This window comes from Rheinheimera sp. ATLC3 (assembly GCF_059429535.1).
In genome coordinates, this window is sequence record NZ_CM182103.1 from 707,185 (window position 1) to 722,918 (window position 15,734).

Here is a 15,734-nt window from a genome sequence, read left to right on the forward strand (position 1 = left end):
AGATAGAACCGTTAAACTAGCCGCTGCAAAATAAGGAACCGTTTATGTTATATCTGAACAGCCGAAGTATTCCTGAACTGGCAGGCCTGAGTTTCCCCCAGCGCATGGCCGTTATCCGCAAAGCCGCAGATAATTTGGCGGTACCAACCAAAATTTCTCTCAATATACTGAAACTGCTGATCCTGGTGCCGCTATTTTTACTGATAGCCCGGGCTGACGGCTGGGCAATTGCAGGTTATATCCTGTTACTGGTCGTATTGTATCCGTTGATAACACGGCCGGTTACTTTTGCGCTGTGCCGCAAAGATTTTAGCCGTGTACGCAGCCAACTGTACCCGGCAGAGGCAGGAAAACAGCAGTAAAACCGCGTTTTTTACCCTTTTTGTCCCATCGTTTTCGCGCTGGTGATGACAACTAAGCCGAACATCTGCATAATCCGGTCAGCTTCCTGTATATAAACGAAGCCGATAATTCTAATAACACTGGGGATTCCATGACTGATTCAAGCACTGTTGCGGCGGCTCCGGCCAATCAGCCGCAATTTCTCGGCCATCCGGTCGGGCTGTATGTGTGCTTTCTCACCGAAATGTGGGAGCGCTTCTCTTTCTACGGCATGAAATATCTGCTGTTGCTGTATTTAACAAAGTATCACCTGTTCAGCGATGCCGGCGGCCTGGATGTACTGGGTAGTTATGCTGGCTTAGTGTATGCCATGCCTGTGATAGGTGGCATGCTGGCAGACCGCTATTTAGGTATGCGTAAAGCAGTAACCTTCGGTGCCATCTTACTCTGTATGGGCCACCTTGGCCTGGCTTATGAAGGCTTTCAGGCTTATGTTGAAAACGGTGTAGTTGTGCAGGATACCGGCGCTATCCAGGTATTTTACTTCTCGCTGGCACTTATCATTATGGGCGTCGGTTTTTTAAAGCCGAATATCTCTACCATAGTGGGTCAGTTGTATGGCAAAGAAGATGCACGTCGCGACTCCGGTTTTACCATTTTCTATATGGGTATTAACCTGGGTTCTTTTATTGCTACCTTATCTGTAACTTACCTGGGCGAGACCTACGGCTGGGGTTATGGCTTTGGCTTAGCCGGTATTGGTATGGTTATCGGTTTAATCGTGTTTTTAACCGGCCAGAAATATCTGTTTGGCTATGCAGAACCTGCAAATCCGGCGCTGTTAAAAGAGAAAGTGTTCGCCGGTATCAACAAAGAGTGGTTAATTTACCTGGCTACTATTCCTGCACTGGTGGTTATGTGGCAACTGGTTCAATACAACCCTGTGGTACACAGTACTCTGCTTGGTATGTCATTTATTGTTCTGGTTGGCATTATCTGGTTTATTACGACCCAATGTAATAAAGAAGAACGTGATCGGATGATAGTGCTGATTATCTTAACCATGTCTACTGTGGTGTTCTGGGCACTGTTTGAGCAATCAGCCTCGTCAATGACACTGTACGCAGACCGGGTATTGGATCGCACCGTGCTTGGTTATGAAGCGACCGCTGGTCAGTTCGGTTCACTGAATGCATTTTTCATTATTACACTGGCCCCTCTGTTCGCCTGGTTATGGATAGCGCTGGCCAAACGCAAACTCGAGCCAAGTACTCCGGTTAAATTTGCGCTGGGTATTATCCAGGCCGGTTTAGGCTTCGGTGCATTGGTATATGGTGCAACTCACCCGAATGAAGCGGGCTATGTGGCAGCCTGGTGGTTAATACTGGCTTATGCGCTGCACACCATGGGTGAGCTGTGCTTATCACCGGTTGGCTTATCTGCCGTGACCAAACTGGCGGTGCCAAAAGTAGTAGGCGTAATGATGGGTAGCTGGTTCCTGGCCACTGCTTACTCAGAGCTGTTGGCAACACAACTGGCAAAACTGGCTGCTATTGATACTCATGCCGGTGAAGTGGCGAATGTCAGTGAGGCGCTTGCAGCGTACACTGAACTGTTTAGCTTCTTGTTCTATGTTGGCATTGGTGTGGGTGTATTCATGTTGCTTATCAGCCCCTGGCTGAAAAAACGTATGCATGGCGTGCATTAAACGTTAATACTGAAAAAGGTCTGCATTGCAGACCTTTTTTATTACCTTTTATTGCCCACGCCACACTTTACTATTGACCGCGCCATTGGGCATGACAAAGTGACTCATACTTTTCCCGGCTTAACAGAATACGAGCCAGTACTATATCTGCATCGCCATTTTCGCCGGTCAGCCCTATTTGGGCTTCATAGTGCAGTTCGGGTTCCAAGTCTTGCATCATCATCTCAACCCAGTCTTCACCAGGTATCGCCAGGTCAACATAACCGCGGCTTTCATAATGCTGCTGATACAAAGTGTAATCTTCGGCAGACAGGTTTTCTGCTGCCAGTTCTTCAAAAATATCAAACGCGTGGTCACATAACTCGTCCAGCGTCCACAACTCTAATTCCTGCATTAAGGCTCCGGTTTTTCTTTCTATTGATGCTGAAATCTATTGGCAGGCCGGTTAGAACCTGCTGCGCACAGCCGAAGAGTGTCTGAGCGAACGCTGCGCGTGAGCGAGTTGCTTCGGCGAGCACAGCAGCGTTGTAACGCAAGGCCTGCTAAACACCAGACAGTTGACTGAATAGATGATCATGAACGCCAGTATAGCAAGCCTTTGCCGAAAACACTGCTGTACTGCTACACTGTCGGCCTTTTTTCCGGCCGGATTTTCTTATGTACCTGTGCCCGCTGTGTCAACAGCCTTTATATCTGAACACAAAACAGTATCAGTGCACTAACCGTCACAGCTTTGACATCGCCCGCGAAGGCTATGTAAATTTGTTGCCTGTGCAGCATAAAAACTCTAAAGATCCGGGTGACAATAAAGAAATGATGCAAGCCAGGCGTGATTTTTTGCATGCCGGCTGGTATGCACCTCTGGCTCAGGCGCTGACAGACAGTGTGACAAAACTGGCGCCCGATTCTTTACTGGATTTGGGCTGCGGTGAAGGCTATTACACCGCTCAACTAAAACGCGCTTTACCGGACGCACAGGTATTTGGAGTAGATATCTCCAAGGCAGCAATCAAATTTGCTGCCAAAGCAAATAGCAATATTCAGTTTAGTGTCGCCAGTGCCTTTCAATTGCCATTTGCCGATCACAGCTTTGCTGCCATAACGCGCATTTATGCCCCCTCGAAACCGGAAGAACTGCTAAGGCTGTTAAAGCCACAGGGCCACTTAATTACCGTAAGCCCGGGCCCGCAGCATCTGGTCGAAATTAAACAAGCTGTGTATGAGAACGTTCAGCTACACAGCGATGCGGTAGCCGACATACCAGCGCTGACTCATCTAACGCGCCAGCGCCTGCAGTTTACTCTGCGCTTTGAGAAGGCCGACGATGTGTCAGCCCTGATACAAATGGTACCGTTGGCCTGGAAATTCAGCGCCGGGCAGAAACAGCAGTTTGCAGCTACTCTGCCCGACATCAGTGTCGACTTTTTGCTCGATCTATATCAAAAAGCCTAGCGCCTGACGTAAATACGGTAGTCCCACGCAGCCAGTTTTACTGTACTGTCAGCTGTAAATTGCACCGGCTCACCAGTTAAATAGTCAATGTAATTGCCGTGGTGCAGATGCTCTTTAAAGCTGACATGTTGCGGCTTATCGCTGAAATTAAATACAGCAAACACTTTGTCTTTAGCGTTTTGCCGTACGAAGCTCAGGATTTGTGCTGGTTCACTGCTGTGCACCGGCAGCATTCTGGCCCCCCACTCAGCATTCCACAGCGCCGTGTTATCACGTTTCAGTGCCAGTAACTTCTTATACAAATTACCGTTTTCATGCTCGCGCCAGATAATAGGATCACGCTCAAAAAACGCCAACCGCCTGTCGTTACCCGCCTCCTGACCGTTATAGATCATTGGCATGCCCTCGCTCACTACTGACAGCGCCATAGCAGCGTGCAGTGCATCGCCAAACATCTCAAACTCTGTACCTTCCCAGGCATTTTGATCATGATTACTGACGCCCAGCATGCGCATAATGTTTTGCGGAAAGTATTTCTCGTTCCAGGAGTAATAAACCCGCAACTTGTTGACATCAGCATGGCCATTAGCAATATCATGCACGGCTTTATGCCAGCTCCAGCCATAAGTCATATCAAAAGCGTTGGCATGAAAATCACGCCCTTCAAATTCGGCCAGCATAAACACCGGTTTTATGCTATCTAGCTCCTTTCGGGCTTGCTCCCAAAAATCCAGCGGTACAAAGCCTGCCACATCACAGCGAAAACCATCAAAACCAAACTCCTGTATCCAGTATTTCATTGCTCCGGTCATATAACGGCGTAAATCACTGTTACTGTAATCCAGTTCAATAATGTCGTCCCAGTCCCACCAGGGTGTTGGCCGAAAATCGCCTTTCCAATCGCGTAAATACCAATCAGGATGCTGCTTAACCAGCACATTATCCCAGGCAGTATGATTAGCTACCCAATCTAAAATTACATACAAACCAAGCTGATGGGCCTCAGCAATAAAGGCCTTAAGTTCATCTTCAGTGCCAAACTCGCTATTCACACCGTAGTAGTCTTTAACGGAATACGGGCTGCCTAACGTTCCTTTACGGTTGAGCTCGCCAATAGGCTGTACCGGCATCAGCCAAAGTATTTTAACCCCTAGATCTTTTAGCCGGTTTAGCTGCTCCGTCGCTGCAACAAAAGTACCCTCTGGCGTAAACTGGCGCATGTTGATCTGATAAATAGCAGCGTCTTTGCTCCACTCAGGGTGAGTCAGCCTGACATATGGCTGCGCCTGGTAAGGGCTAACGTTGTTTGGCGTGGCGGATGGTTTGGTAGCACTGCTACAGGCACAAAGCGATAACAAAGCTGCAGCCAGCAGCACCGGATAAAACCAGCGCGTGTGATTGATGCTAAATTGCATATTAGATCCCCGTCAGTCATTTTTTATTATTGGCGTAAGCCAGCAATAATAGTCTGATTTGCGCCTTCAGGGTCTAAACTGCATTCGTATTCACGGTGTTTGTACTGTGTTTTTTTGCTCCAGGCGTTGTTGATGAATTGCCGTTAATACACCAGACCAGAAATACGTACCCAGCTCGTTGATCAGGTTAGATTCAGCATTCATCAACATCACCAGGCCCATCTGATGCTCACGCGAGTAAGCAATTTCAGCGCGGTAACCCTGCACCCAGCCGCCATGGTAAATCAGTTCATCCTGCCCGAACTGATAAACCCGCCAGCCCATGGCGTAATGAGCGTCTGTCAAATACCGCCGCCACTCTTTACGGCGTAAATCACGACGGGTTTTTACCTGCTTGGCCGTAATACTAGCCAGCAGCTCATCAGACAATACCGCCGGGTTATGCCCTAATTGGGCAATTAACCAGTAGCCCAAATCTATCGCACTGGCATTAACACCTGCAGCCGGGCTGAAATGATAATAACTTTCGGCTACTTTAGTCGGATACCATTTCCCTCTGGCCCTTACATGTGGCATGGCGCGGTTTTCAGTGCTGAAAAAACCAGCCAACCCGACTGATGCAGTTGGCAACTGCAATGGTGTAATAATGCGTTCCTGTAGCTGTTCAGCATAGGTTTTGCCGGTGGTTTTCTGAATAACCTGGTCAATCAGACTAAACAACACATTTTGATAGCCATAGCACTGCCCTGGCGGACATAAAGGGTCTATTTTACTAAACTGCGGTAAAATCTTCTCAAGCGGGACATTTGCTTCTATCAGGTTGTCATACGCATTAGGCATCACGCCGGTGCTTTGCGATAACAGATGTTTAAGCTTCAGCTGGCTATTGTATTTTTTTGTTTTAAATGAAAAATCCGGTACGTAATCAACCAGTTTATCGTCCCAGCTGAAATGACCTTCAGCTTCGAGAATACTGCTTAAGCTGCCAGCAAAGGTTTTCGATACTGACGCTAAACGAAATACAGTATAGGGATCTACCGGCTCTTTACGGCCCAGCTGCCGCACACCAAAACCCGCTGTAGCGATAATTTTATTACCCTGCACTATGGCATAGGCAGCACCGGGAATATTGTGCTCTTTCAGTTTGGCCGCGTAATACTGATCAAAATCCGCCACCAGTTCAGCCAGCGAGTCATCACCAGGTGTAATGTTATCTGTTTGCGCCAGTGCTACAGCGCTAAATAAACAGCCGAATACTGCAATGAAAAACGGTTTCACTCGTTATTATTATCCGTTGTTAGTGCCAGCACCTATTGCCCAGCCAGAGAGCATTGTATGAACTTTACCTGCCGCTGCCAAGCCGACCTTTGTAAAACACCGCTGGCAAGGCCCCTAACTATGCGGGCAAACCAACGCTTCTGTAGCTGGCTGAATAGCTACCAGTTGTCCCTGACGATTACGGATAAACTCCACCCATTGCGGTTGCTCCAGCCGTGTGTTTACCTGCCCTGGTATATCAAGTTTGTCCATTAGCTGTGGTGTTATTGTTAAAAACAAATCATTGCATACGGTAATGCTCCACTCTTGCTGTTGCCGCCTTAATAATCCAACCTGGTGATGAAGCGCTTCACTGTGTTGATTCGATGCAAGGTATTGCTGGTAACGATCAGCTTTAGCATGTTGTGGTTTTTGCTCACTGACACTGTGTTGCTGTGTCTCGTTAAAACCCTCATCATGTAATACCGTAACCTGATAATACAACGGCGTTTGCTGCGCAGGTGACGATACCATCAGGTAGCCTAATACTGATAATGCCGCACAAGCTAGCGCCAACTGCAGGTTTCGCCAGTTAAATGCAAAGTGGCGGGCCTGTTTAGCTGCCGCATGACGCAGAACAGTATCGCGGATATGCGCTGGCAACGGATGCAGTGCCTTGTCATGCTGATAGCGATGTTTTAACTCTTGCTCAAATTGTTCAGGGGTTTGCATAAGTTACTCCTGCTGCGCCCGGTTAGAATGTTGCTGTAAAAACTGACGGGCGTAGCGTAAGCGGCTTTTAACTGTTTCACTGCCTTGCGCCGTTATCTGGCAAATTTCCTGTAACGAGAAGCCCTCCAACTGTAACATCAGGGCTTCGCGCTGGGTAAATGGCAGCAGCATCATCAGCTCACCAAACTGCAGTCGCTGCTGACGTATTGCCAGAACCTCCTCCGGACTAAATGGTGCAAACGCAGTATCATCTCCCAATTCCTGCCATTGCCACCGATTCAACCTTCTGAGCTCATCAATCAAACTATGCCGGGCCAGTGTAAACAACCAGGTTTTGAAGTTGCTCTGGCCAGCAAAGCCGGCATGCGAAGAAACCAGTTTAAGCCAGCATTGCTGACTGATATCTTCAGCCAGTGTCCGGTCAGATTGACGCAACAAAAAGTGGTACAGTCCATTGCCGTGCAGAGCAATCAGTTGCTCCAACGCGTTGGTATCAGCGTACTGCTGATAACGGCTGTAAAGCTGCTCTGAGGTCAACTCCGGGTTCACAGCACCGGGCCAGAAAAAGGATAATGCCATATAACGCTCCTGTTACCGCCAACGCTATTACTCAGATTAGCTCTGGTCCAGACTGAAATCGAGCTGCACCTGCATACCAGTTTGTTTTATTGTTTTGCCATCAACCTGCTTAGGCTGATATTTCCAACGCTTAAGCGCGGCCATTGCCTCACGTTCAAACACCCGTGCAGGCTCTGCTGCAAGTACTGTCACATCGGTAACTGCTCCGCTCTCATCGATACTGAAACCAAGCCGTACCCAACCACTGACGCCGTCACGGGCAGCGGTTACCGGATAACGCGGCTCAATACGCACCAGCGGTGTTGCGCCCCGGTCAGCCGGCTCCAACCTGCCGCCACTGCTAGCTGGCAAAACCGGGCCTGTCAGGGTAACCGCCATCGTACCGACGCTAACGGTATCGGCAGGCTCAGGTGCAGTCACCGGCAACTGGCGCGGTGTCGGGGCAGGCCGGGCCGGTATTACCGGCCTGATATCAGGCTCACTGTCCTGCGCTTGTTCGTACAACTGTATCACCGGCATTTCAGCGGGCGGCTTTCTTACGCTGTCTTTTATTGCTATTAACTGCTGCATCGCGGCAAACAACACTAACGTCACGCCAAGGCCTCCGCCTATGGCAGCTGCAAACTTAGTAGCCGGTATTTTATCTGTGGCAGATTGCTGTATTGATAACATTTGGTTTTCCCCTTTTTTCTGCTGTTACTCCTTTTGACGCCTGAACGTAGAACAAGGGGTTATATTTTTATTTTTTATCTGTATAGACTTTAGTCTGCCCTTCTTAAACAGTGATTGACAGTACGAGCCAAAGTACCAACACTGAAAAACACGCTACAGTTATCACTAATTTGTATAGCCAAGAGATACTTATGCTAAATAATAAACTTAAACCAGCGTTGTTTGTGTTACTGCTTGCACTTGTACAGTTTGCGGTATTTAGCGTTAGCAGCTCCGCTTTAATCTCCGTTCTGACTACCGCGCTACTACTGCTCATCTACTTTTACTGGCCCGCCAAAGCTGAGCAGCAGCCAACGAACGACAACGGCGAAGCCCTGGCCAAAACGGCCGATAATATCACCGAAGCTACGTCAAATATGGCAATAGGTGCTGCTGAAGTGTCGTTTTACATCGATAGCCTGATAAAAGATATCAAGCAAAGCAGCGCAGACAGTGACAATATTGCCGGCGTAAGCAACCGGCTTGCCAGCAGCGGTACCGACCTGACAAACTCGTTACAGAGTATTGGCAAAACCTTGCAAAATACCGCAACAGCTTCACAACAGGCAGATCTGCTACTGGCAAACGGCGTAACGAATATTGGTGCTCTGGTTGTAGCCGTAAGAGATGCAGCAGAACAACTGGCGCGTTTACGTAGCAGCAGCGACGACATTCAGCGTATTACCGAAGTGATTAACACCGTGGCCGAACAAACCAACCTGCTGGCACTGAATGCCGCGATAGAGGCAGCAAGAGCAGGTGAGCAAGGCCGCGGCTTTGCTGTCGTAGCTGAAGAAGTACGGGCGCTGGCTGGCAAAACCGCAGCTGCAACCCAGGATATCGCCGCTATGCTGGCTAATATCCGCCAGCAAAGCCAGCAAACAGCTGGCCAGATGGGCCAACTGCAGCACGCTGGCGAACAGGTACAACACGAACTGCAACAGGTTGCCGCAGGCTTTACTGACATTAATAACCAGATAGGCGCCTCATCACGCTCGCTGGGGCACATTGAACAAGTCAGTGCTGACTTACAACACACCAGCGAAGAACTGGCGGGGTCCGTTGTGAGTATCAGCAAAGCACTTCAAAACATCGGTACCAAAGGGCAGTCGGTAGCACAACAGGCTATTGAATTGTCTGAGGAAACAGAAAGTGTTTACCGGGAATTAAGCACGCTTAGCAGCCATAGCTTCTTCAGCCCAATCCTGGCAGAAGCGATGCAGGCAGCGGAGCAAATCGGCGCATTGTTTGCAAACGCAATAGCCAGCGGACAGCTAAGTAGTGATGCTATTTTCGCTGAGAAATATCAGCCGATAAAAGATACTAATCCGACCAAATATCACACAGGGTACGACAGTTTTACCGATAAGTTTCTGCCCGATATTCAGGAGCCGATACTGGCGCGCCATAATAATATCCTGTACGCCGGTGCCGTTGATCGGAAGGGATACTTCCCTACCCATAACAAAAAATTCAGCCAGCCACTTAGCGGCAACTACGAAAAAGATTTACTGCAAAACCGCACCAAACGCATTTTTAATGACCGTACCGGCAGCCGCTGCGGCAATCATACCCAGAGCATGTTGCTGCAGACCTACAAGCGCGATACGGGCGAGATCCTGCATGATTTATCGGTACCCATTTATGTCAATGGCCGTCATTGGGGCGGTTTCAGGATAGGCTTTAAACGTTAAACCGGGCTTGGTCTAATGCCGGGCAGCTGCCATCGGTTTGCCCACACCAACACGTCGTAAACCCATCCATGGGGCCTCCTCTCAGCCCTTCCGGGGCTGAGACGGTTGGTTTAGGGCAAACCGATTCTGCGTAAATGATTAGGGTTAGCGCCTGGCCCGATTTTCAGATTTACTCTAAGTCGTCCAGCAGGTCGTCCAAAGCGGCTTCATCCACTTCCGGCTCTGGCGCTTTTGGCGGGTTGCCATCGTATATTTTGAACTGCTGACGCTGGAAGTATGATTCTTTGACAAACGCATACGGGTCAAGTGACTCTTCCAGCAGATTTTCCATCGACATCAATTGTTCACGCGCATCCAGCGCACCTATGGCTGCGCGGGTTAACGTCAGTGGCGTACTAAGCAGTGCTAAAGGAAAATACAGATTATCAACAACTCCGCCTGTAGTGTCGCGCACGGTGCTCGGCCCCAGAGCTGGCAACATTAAAAAAGGGCCATCGCCAACCCCCCAAACGGCCAGCGTCTGGCTGAAATCCTCTTCGCGCTGCACCAGGCCAATCTTTGTTGCCACGTCAAACAGACCAAACAACCCCAGGGTGCTGTTTACCAGAAAACGTCCGGCACTGATTGCCGCACTATCGGGTTTAGCCTGCAAGGTACCGTTTAAAAAACTGGCTGGTTCGCTAAGGTTATTGGCGGCATTAACCAAACCTTTGCGGGCAGGTTTCGGCACTACGGTCATGTAGCCTACAGTAGCGGGACGCAGCAGATACTTATCGAGAATATCATAGTTAAAATCCCACAGTGGCCGGTTGATGGTTTCAAGCGGATCCCGGCTATCTGTATATTGCGCGTTAGTACTAGCTGTCGCTCCCGGTTGCGTTGTAGCTGGTTTGGACGCACAGCCTGCCAGCAGCAGCGCAGCCAGCACTAAACAAGATTTTAACGGCACAGAAGACATATATCAGGGCTCCAGGGTTAAAGAAATGGTTAAGCCGGGCTCGGTGAAGTTTAATACATCCGATACAGTCTGAATATCGCCCGGACGCTGCTCAACAGTACCTGACAAAGACATACGGGCAACGACTTCAACCTGATCAGCATTGGCCAGGCTCCAGCCTGGTTGCATCGCCATCTGCTCTGTCAGTTGCAACTCTATGTTACCTTCCGGCAACGGAATACGCTGTACCGCAAGCGGCAACCCCACACCCTCTTTGGCCCGGGCAAATAAAAACAGACTGGCATCCGGGTTAGCCTGTTTCAGCTGCGGCGCCACATACAATTGCACCGTAATGTAGCGGCCGGCAACCTGAACATCCGCGCCAAGCTCCTGCAACCTTTGTTGCACAGCTTCATATCTTGGGTCATCTTGTGGCAGTTGTTTCAACAACAGCTGCCAGGCTGTTGTTGCTTCTTTAAAATCACCTTTTTCATAAGCAATTAATGCCATCATCGACAACGCATCGCTGTTCTGTGGCTCTTTGCTCAATACCCGGGCCACCGCGCGGCCGGCGCGGGCTAAGCTATTGTCATCAGCCAGCAGTATCTGTGCCTGGGCGTAGCTAAGCAGCAAAGGTGTACGCTCAGGAGTTAACAACAAGGCCCGCTCAAATGCGTCCACAGCCTGCTCCAGCGCACCTTGCGATAAACGTATACGGCCAAGCAGCATCCAGGCCACTGCATCATCGCCTTCATTCGCCAGACGGGTACGCAGCGCCAGCGCGAAGCGTTCAACCTCCTGCTCTGACAGCGGCTCTCCCTGGTTCAACAGCGCCCGCTCACCGTATTGTTTAAGATTCTGCTGTGCCAGCTGCCACTCCTGCAACTGCTGATAATGCCCGCTGACGCTGTAGACCGCGCCAACTAGACCGGCAACAATCAGTAACAGCACTGCCGGCAGCCGCCAACTGCTGTTGCCTTGTAAGCTATTAGTTGCGTGCTGCTGTAAAAACTGGCTTTTCAACTCCTCGGCAGCACTGTCAAAGTCTTGCTCTGCCAGCTCGCCACCATCACGTGCCAATGCCAGCAATTGTAACCGTTCTTCAAATTGTTGAGACACGGTTTGTTGCGCTTTGTGTACAGTTTTTCTGGGCCAGAACAAACATAATGCTGTCAGCAACAGCATACTTAACGCTGCAACAAATACAGGCCAAATTATCATTTTTTACTCCGGTAACGGGCAATAAGCTGGTCCAGCTCAGCGGCGGTGTTCCCTGCTGTGTCTTGCGGCATTTGCTTACTTTGCTGCGCGCGACGGAACACACCAACCGCTATCAGCCCCAGTAACATCAACAGTGGTAACAACCAAAGCCACAAGGTGTAACGATTAACCGGTGGCAGATAATGCACAAAGTCGCCGTAGCGGTTAATCATATAATCCAGCACTTGCTGCCGGTCTTTGCCTTCGCGGATCAACTGATAGGTTTTTTCCCGCATATCCACTGCAACAACCGCATGCGAGTCGGCAATATTCTGGTTTTGACATTGCGGACAGCGTAACTCAGCAGTAAGTTGCTGATATAAATCGCGCTGTGCATCATTATCAAACTGTAATACTTCCTCTGCCCAAGGCCCGCTGCTGAATAGCCCGGCGCACAACAACAGCACAGCTAACAATGCTTTCATTGGCTGCTCCACTGCTGATAAAGCGGTGCCAGTTTACTGCGCCATACCGCCGGATTAATATCGCCAATGTGGTGCGCTCTGACTATACCGTCGGCATCGACAATAAAGGTTTCAGGTGCACCGCTTACTCCCAGATCGAGCGAGACACTACGCGTAAGGTCAAGCATATTAAACTGATAAGGGTCGCCCTGCTGCTGCAGTTTCTGCTGTACTTCCTGTTGCAGTGCGGCTAAATCGAACGGCGGGTCAAACGCCGGATCGCGTGGCAGCTCATAGTACAGGCCAACGATTTTAACCCCCTGCTGACGTAGTTCGCTAAGATAACCAAGTTCAGCATTACAGGTTGGGCACCAGGTACCCCAGACATTTAACAGATATACTTCACCCTTTAACTTTTCCGGTGTCCAGATGGTGTTGGGTTGCATTAAATCAGCCAGCGCAAAATTGGGCAGCGCTTTATCCAGACTGGCAGACTCCCGCTCGCGCGGGTCGGAAAAAAGTCCGCTTAATAAAAACAGAGCCAATGCCAGAAATGCCAGCAGCGGCACATAAAACAGTACTTTACGCATGGCTTACTCCCGGATCAGTTATTTTGCGCCGGTAGCGCTTATCAGCCAATGCCAACAGGGCGCCAAATGCCATTAGCAGGCCGCCAAGCCAAACCCAGCGTACAAAAGGCTTAACCTGAATTCGAAGCGCCCAGGCGTTGTCAGGCAATTCTTCGCCAAGCGATACGTAAAGATCCCGGCTTAAACGTGCATGCACCGCAGATTCTGTCATCACAGTGCGCTGTATACGGTAAAAGCGTTTTTCAGCATGCAGGTGGGTTACAAAATTTCCGTTCTGGCGCACATCAAGCTCTGCCGCCTGACCACCATAATTCGGTCCGTTCAGATCATACACATCCGTCAGCGTGAACTGATAACCGGCGACCTCTGCTGTATCGCCTTCCTGCATGCGTACATCACGTTCTATGGTATAGGTTTTAGTCATCGCCACGCCAATAACCAATACAGCAAAACCAATGTGTGCCACTGTCATACCATAATGGCTGGCGTTCAGCTTGGTCAGGCCTTTACTGACTGAACCGAACTGGCGTGCACGTAGCATCACTTCAGCCAGAGCAGATATCCCCACCCAGGCTCCCAGCAGCATCCCCAGCAGCGCCAGGTTCGCTTGCACACTTTGCATACTGGCCAGAACGCCCAGTGCCACTATTAGTGCGGCAACAGCAACTAAACCAAGCGGGCGCACGAGTGGCAGCACTTGCTGCTGCTTCCAGCGTACCCAGGGGCCAAGACCCAGTAGCAAAGCAAAGGGTATCGTCAGGTAATAAAACATTTGGTTAAAGAATGGCTCGCCTATAGAAATAGAGCCTAACCCCAGTTCTTTATGAAACAGCGGGAATAAAGTGCCAAGAAACACTATCAGACATGCAGTTAGCAAGAAAATATTATTACCCCACAGCAACATCTCCCGTGAAAACAGCTGATAACGGGCCTGGCTGCGCACGGAGTTCATCCTGCTGCCGTAGAGCAATAATGAACCACCGACTACCACCAGTAAAAACGCCAGCAGGTAGAGGCCGCGGCCCGGGTCTGTCGCGAAAGAATGCACCGACACCAGCACGCCGGAGCGCACCAAAAAGGCACCAACCAGGCTTAGCGCAAATGCAGCTAAAGCCAGCAGCACTGTCCAGCTTTTAAAAGTACCGCGCTTCTCAGTCACCGCCAGGCTATGAATAAGTGCAGTACCGGCAAGCCAGGGCATAAAAGAAGCATTTTCAACCGGGTCCCAGAACCACCAGCCGCCCCAGCCCAGTTCATTGTAGGCCCACCAGCTACCGAGCATAATACCCAGTGTCAGAAACAACCAGGCTGACAGTGCCCAGGGCCTTACCCACCGCGCCCATACACTGTCAAAACGGCCACTGATCAGCGCCGCCAGCGCAAAAGCAAACGCAACCGCAAAACCGACATAACCCATATACAAAGTAGGTGGATGCATGATCATGCCGAAATCCTGCAGCAGCGGGTTCAGATCACGCCCTTCTACCGGATAAAATGGCAAGCTGCGGGCAAAGGGGTTTGACATAAACAGCGAAAACGCAATAAAACCAGCACTTATAAGGCCCAAAATACCTAAAATCCGGCCTTGCAGCAGCAGCGGCAATGCTTTGGAAAATTGCGCTACCAGTGCAGTCCAGCCTGCCAGCATCAATACCCACAACAGCATTGACCCCTCATGTGAACCAAAACTGGCCGTGATCTGATAATACCAGGGCAGCGTAGAGCTGGAGTTTTGTGCAACATTGATAACAGTAAAATCGTTAGTACGAAATGCATACACCAATGCAGCCATCGCCAAAAAGCTAAATATAAACTGGCCAAATGCAAGGGGTTTGGCCAGCAACAACATATTCTGCCGGGCAGTAAAGCTGCCGTAAAGTGGCACAATGGCCAGTAGCAGCGATAAGGCAAAGGCAAAAGTAAGGGCCAGTTGACCGGCTTCAGCGATCATTTAATAACGTCCTTCTTTTACTTGCGCTTCGCTGCTTGTCTGCTGCGATGGCGGCACATGCTTAATGCCTTTCATCGCTTCTGCTACTTCAGGCGGCATATATTCTTCGTCATGTTTTGCCAGCACTTCACTGGCATCAATAGTGGTTGCATCAACCAGGATGCCCTGGGCAACGATACCCTGCCCCTCACGGAATAAATCCGGTAATATACCTTCGTATGTCACGCGTACCAATGGCCCGGTATCGACCAGATCAAAACTGACTTTGAGCGAATTAGGATCGCGCTGTACAGAACCAGGCACCACCATACCACCAATGCGCAAACGCTGGCCGGGAACGGGTTTTACTTTGTCTTTACCCAGCCCGTCGACCAACTGAGATGGAGTGTAAAACAAATCAATATTCTGCTGCAGCGCGTATAACATAGCCGCTACTGCGCCTGTTAACAGTGCGATAACCAGTATTACCGCGGCTAACCGCTTCTGACGTCTGGGTTGCATTATTTAACTTGCTCCTGATACTGCTTTACACGTTGCTCGCGGGCGAGACGGGCTGACAACTGTCGCTTGAACTGCTTATGCTGATAATGGCTGTAACCTGTCAGCACGGCCAGCAGGGCGTAGGTAATTCCGAATGATAACCAAACAAAAAGGCCATAACCGCCCATTGCCCAGAATTCTGTCATTGACTGAAAATACATC

The 15,734-nt window shown here is 49.8% G+C and carries 17 protein-coding genes; 4 read left to right on the forward strand and 13 right to left on the reverse strand.

Translation table 11 applies throughout. The features are described from left to right. Positions 1–44: 44 nt before the first annotated feature. Positions 45–362 (forward strand): DUF6170 family protein, encoded by a 318-nt coding sequence (locus tag AC5SV9_RS03315; RefSeq protein ID WP_475152765.1) that lies wholly within the window; start codon positions 45–47, stop codon positions 360–362. 131 nt (positions 363–493) lie between these two features. Beyond that, positions 494–2,050: a peptide MFS transporter gene (locus tag AC5SV9_RS03320; protein WP_475152764.1), complete on the forward strand. Its 1,557-nt coding sequence runs from the start codon at positions 494–496 to the stop codon at positions 2,048–2,050. 70 nt (positions 2,051–2,120) lie between these two features. On the opposite strand, the gene AC5SV9_RS03325 is transcribed toward AC5SV9_RS03320, so the two are convergent. After that, positions 2,121–2,444 carry a DUF440 family protein gene (locus AC5SV9_RS03325; RefSeq protein ID WP_134053865.1) on the reverse strand — a complete coding sequence of 108 codons (324 nt, stop codon included), beginning with the start codon at positions 2,442–2,444 and terminating at the stop codon, positions 2,121–2,123. A gap of 263 nt (positions 2,445–2,707) precedes the next feature. Here AC5SV9_RS03325 and rlmA point away from each other — a divergent pair, with 263 nt between their 5' ends. Beyond that, positions 2,708–3,502 carry a 23S rRNA (guanine(745)-N(1))-methyltransferase gene (rlmA, locus tag AC5SV9_RS03330; protein ID WP_475152761.1) on the forward strand — a complete coding sequence of 265 codons (795 nt, stop codon included), beginning with the start codon at positions 2,708–2,710 and terminating at the stop codon, positions 3,500–3,502. Here the strand turns inward: rlmA and AC5SV9_RS03335 are convergent. The 5 genes from AC5SV9_RS03335 to AC5SV9_RS03355 form a co-directional block, all read right to left on the reverse strand. Beyond that, positions 3,499–4,917, reverse strand: a complete 1,419-nt coding sequence (locus tag AC5SV9_RS03335) for an alpha-amylase family glycosyl hydrolase (protein WP_475152760.1) — start codon at positions 4,915–4,917, stop codon at positions 3,499–3,501. The two genes, rlmA and AC5SV9_RS03335, sit on opposite strands and share 4 nt — an antisense overlap. A 90-nt stretch (positions 4,918–5,007) precedes the next feature. Next, the gene (locus tag AC5SV9_RS03340; RefSeq protein ID WP_475152758.1) at positions 5,008–6,195 is read right to left on the reverse strand and encodes a serine hydrolase domain-containing protein; all 1,188 of its coding nucleotides are present in this window, start codon (positions 6,193–6,195) and stop codon (positions 5,008–5,010) included. Between the two features lie 114 nt (positions 6,196–6,309). Continuing rightward, positions 6,310–6,906, reverse strand: a complete 597-nt coding sequence (locus AC5SV9_RS03345) for a hypothetical protein (RefSeq protein WP_475152757.1) — start codon at positions 6,904–6,906, stop codon at positions 6,310–6,312. Positions 6,907–6,909: 3 nt separating this feature from the next. After that, positions 6,910–7,485, reverse strand: coding sequence for a sigma-70 family RNA polymerase sigma factor (locus AC5SV9_RS03350; protein ID WP_475152755.1), 576 nt, complete (start codon positions 7,483–7,485; stop codon positions 6,910–6,912). Between the two features lie 36 nt (positions 7,486–7,521). Further along, entirely contained in the window at positions 7,522–8,157 is a 636-nt protein-coding gene (locus AC5SV9_RS03355; RefSeq protein ID WP_475152753.1) for an energy transducer TonB, read from the reverse strand. Positions 8,158–8,348: 191 nt separating this feature from the next. On the opposite strand from AC5SV9_RS03355, the gene AC5SV9_RS03360 reads away from it, so the two are divergent. Further along, positions 8,349–9,890, forward strand: coding sequence for a methyl-accepting chemotaxis protein (locus AC5SV9_RS03360; protein ID WP_475152751.1), 1,542 nt, complete (start codon positions 8,349–8,351; stop codon positions 9,888–9,890). Positions 9,891–10,059: 169 nt separating this feature from the next. Here AC5SV9_RS03360 and AC5SV9_RS03365 read toward each other — a convergent pair whose 3' ends face one another. From AC5SV9_RS03365 to ccmD, 7 genes are read right to left on the reverse strand one after another with little or no spacing between them, the layout of a single operon-like run. Further along, positions 10,060–10,848, reverse strand: coding sequence for an MlaA family lipoprotein (locus AC5SV9_RS03365; protein WP_475152749.1), 789 nt, complete (start codon positions 10,846–10,848; stop codon positions 10,060–10,062). Between the two features lie 3 nt (positions 10,849–10,851). After that, the gene (gene ccmI, locus AC5SV9_RS03370; RefSeq protein ID WP_475152748.1) at positions 10,852–12,048 is read right to left on the reverse strand and encodes a c-type cytochrome biogenesis protein CcmI; all 1,197 of its coding nucleotides are present in this window, start codon (positions 12,046–12,048) and stop codon (positions 10,852–10,854) included. Then, on the reverse strand, positions 12,045–12,512 hold the full coding sequence (locus AC5SV9_RS03375; protein WP_475152746.1) for a cytochrome c-type biogenesis protein: 468 nt from the start codon (positions 12,510–12,512) through the stop codon (positions 12,045–12,047). The genes ccmI and AC5SV9_RS03375 overlap by 4 nt, the downstream gene beginning before the upstream one ends. Then, complete coding sequence (locus tag AC5SV9_RS03380; protein ID WP_475152744.1) at positions 12,509–13,081, reverse strand: DsbE family thiol:disulfide interchange protein; 573 nt, start codon at positions 13,079–13,081, stop codon at positions 12,509–12,511. Before AC5SV9_RS03380 ends, AC5SV9_RS03375 begins: the two co-directional genes overlap by 4 nt. After that, complete coding sequence (locus AC5SV9_RS03385; RefSeq protein ID WP_475152742.1) at positions 13,074–15,032, reverse strand: heme lyase CcmF/NrfE family subunit; 1,959 nt, start codon at positions 15,030–15,032, stop codon at positions 13,074–13,076. The genes AC5SV9_RS03380 and AC5SV9_RS03385 overlap by 8 nt, the downstream gene beginning before the upstream one ends. Further along, positions 15,033–15,533 (reverse strand): cytochrome c maturation protein CcmE, encoded by a 501-nt coding sequence (gene ccmE, locus AC5SV9_RS03390; protein WP_475152739.1) that lies wholly within the window; start codon positions 15,531–15,533, stop codon positions 15,033–15,035. Continuing rightward, positions 15,533–15,733: a heme exporter protein CcmD gene (gene ccmD / locus AC5SV9_RS03395; RefSeq protein ID WP_475152736.1), complete on the reverse strand. Its 201-nt coding sequence runs from the start codon at positions 15,731–15,733 to the stop codon at positions 15,533–15,535. Before ccmD ends, ccmE begins: the two co-directional genes overlap by 1 nt. Position 15,734 lies beyond the last annotated feature (1 nt).